Source organism: Phenylobacterium sp. (genome assembly GCF_036723115.1).
Lineage (GTDB): Bacteria > Pseudomonadota > Alphaproteobacteria > Caulobacterales > Caulobacteraceae > Phenylobacterium.
Genome location: NZ_DAIMHV010000240.1, coordinates 1 through 2,176, shown reverse-complemented (window position 1 = coordinate 2,176; position 2,176 = coordinate 1). Strand labels below are relative to the sequence as shown.

Annotated in this window: 3 protein-coding genes and 1 riboswitch; of the genes, 1 reads left to right on the top strand and 2 read right to left on the bottom strand. The window is 67.5% G+C overall.

All coding sequences use genetic code 11. The annotated features are described in order from the left end of the window. Positions 1 to 653, bottom strand: a 653-nt coding sequence (locus V7D28_RS15025) for a ribonucleotide reductase N-terminal alpha domain-containing protein (RefSeq protein WP_442957951.1), incomplete at its 3' end; no start/stop codon positions are given. Between the two features lie 339 nt (positions 654 to 992). Further along, positions 993 to 1,132, top strand: a riboswitch (yybP-ykoY riboswitch). 79 nt (positions 1,133 to 1,211) lie between these two features. Between V7D28_RS15025 and V7D28_RS15020 the strand changes: the two genes are divergently transcribed. Then, on the top strand, positions 1,212 to 1,760 hold the full coding sequence (locus V7D28_RS15020; RefSeq protein ID WP_333588188.1) for a TMEM165/GDT1 family protein: 549 nt from the start codon (positions 1,212 to 1,214) through the stop codon (positions 1,758 to 1,760). 68 nt (positions 1,761 to 1,828) lie between these two features. Here V7D28_RS15020 and V7D28_RS15015 read toward each other — a convergent pair. Next, the coding region (locus tag V7D28_RS15015; RefSeq protein ID WP_333588187.1) for an OmpA family protein at positions 1,829 to 2,176 on the bottom strand (348 nt) is incomplete at its 5' end.

Here is a 2,176-nt window from a genome sequence, read left to right as displayed (position 1 = left end):
GACTTGCGGTTGAAGTCGCCCGACGGCTTGCGGATCTCGAGGAACTCCTCGATCTCCGGATGATGGATGTCGAGATAGACCGCCGCCGAGCCGCGGCGGAGCGAGCCCTGGCTGATGGCGAGGGTGAGGGAGTCCATGACCCGGATGAAGGGGATGATCCCGCTGGTCTGGCCCGCGCCCTTGACCTTCTCGCCGATGGAGCGGACCCCGCCCCAATAGGTGCCGATGCCCCCGCCGTTGGAGGCGAGCGCCACATTCTCGTTCCACACCCCCTGGATGCCCTCCAGGCTGTCGCGCACCGCGTTCAGGAAGCAGGAGATGGGCAGGCCACGATCGGCGCCGCCATTGGACAGCACGGGCGTGGCCGGCATGAACCAGAGGTTGGAGATGTAGTCGTAGATCCGCTGGGCGTGGTCGGCGTCGTCGGCGAAGGCGGTGGCCACCCGGGCGAACATGTCCTGATAGGACTCGCCGGCCAGCAGGTAGCGATCCTCCAGCGTCGTCTTGCCGAACTCCGTCAGCAGAGCGTCGCGACTGCGGTCGATCTCCACCTTGCGCACCAGCTGCAGCTGAGGCCGCTCGGGGCGGTTTTGCGTCGCAGCCGCCGCCTCGGAAACCTTCAACATCGCCGCTTCACTGCCGCTCATGGCCAAAACCCATACATTTCAGGGGCTTCAAGGACCACCATCCCCAACCGCCCGACCCGCTATATGTAGTAGCTGCCCCAGCCCGAGGCACCACAATATGGGGGCACAGAGGCTAATGACTCGTCAACGGGGTGCGGCGGTTCGCCCCCAGGCTTTTTCGTAAACGAGAGGTTAACGCAAACCGGCCCGAGGCCGAACCACAAGACTTTGGCGGACCCCGGAGGCGGAGGTGCTCACGAGACTGTGACAATTCGCCCTGCCTCCCGGTCTGCCGGGCGCCAAAACGACGGGCAGGCGATGCGGAGGCCGGCGCCTTGCCTTTGCGCACGGCGGAGACTAAAGCCATCGACTGTCACTGGGGAGTAGCCGCCCGCGGCGTTCAGCGGGGGATGCGTCAACAGACTTGCGGCTTGGGTCTTGGCCCGCGGCGCATGGCGTATCCGGCGATGGGGCTTGGCGAGACCTTTGGCTTTCGCGCGTCGATCATGCGGGGTCGGCGGCGCGGATAGCCATGGGTATGCGCCGACCGACCCCGCCTGGACGTGACTCTTGGAACCCTTTTTGATGTCCACCGGACTGGTGGCGGTCGCCGAGATCGGCGACAAGACCCAGTTGCTCGCCCTCGTGCTGGCCGCCCGCTTCCGCGCGCCCTGGCCCATACTGGCCGGAATCCTTGTGGCCACCCTGGCCAACCACGCCCTGGCCGCGGGCCTGGGCGCCGTGGCCGGCGCCTGGCTGCAGGGGCCCTGGATGAAGTGGGTGCTGGGCGGCCTCTTCCTGGCCTTCGCCGCCTGGGCGTTGATCCCCGACCGCCTGGACGAGGACGAGGCGCCTCAGAAGGTCCGCGCCGGCTCGGTCTTCTGGACCACGGCCGTGGCCTTCTTCTTCGTCGAGATGGGAGACAAGACCCAGGTGGCCACGGCCGCCCTGGGCGCCCAGTTCCAACAGGTGGCCCTGGTCACCGCCGGCACCACCCTTGGCATGATGCTGGCCAATGCGCCGGCCGTGCTGATCGGCGAGGCCGCGGCCACCCGCCTTCCCCTGAAGCTGATCCGCATGGTGGCCGCCGGGGCGTTCGCCGCCATCGGCCTCTGGATCCTGATCTGGGGCTGAGCCGCCAACGAAAAGAGCCCGGCCTTGCGGCCGGGCTCCCATCGTTCGGCTGATCGCCGGGATCGAAATCAGAAGTTGATGTCGATCGTCGAGCGGCGGTTCAGCGGTTCCTTCACACCGTCGCCGGTGGGGACAGCCAGTTGGCTCTCGCCCTTCCAGTCGACCTGCAGGGCGCCTTGGTTGACACCCAGGCTCACCAGCTGGTCGGCCACGGCCTTGGCGCGACGTTCCGACAGGCGGACGTTGTAGGCGGCCGAACCGGAGGAGTCGGTGTGGCCGACCACCACCACGCGGGCGGCGTTGCCGTTGCGGGCGTAGTTGGCGGCTTCCGACACCACGGCCTGGGCTTCCGGCGTCAGGATGTACTGATCGAACGGGAAGTAGACCACGAACTGCCGGGCCTCATAGGCCGGCGG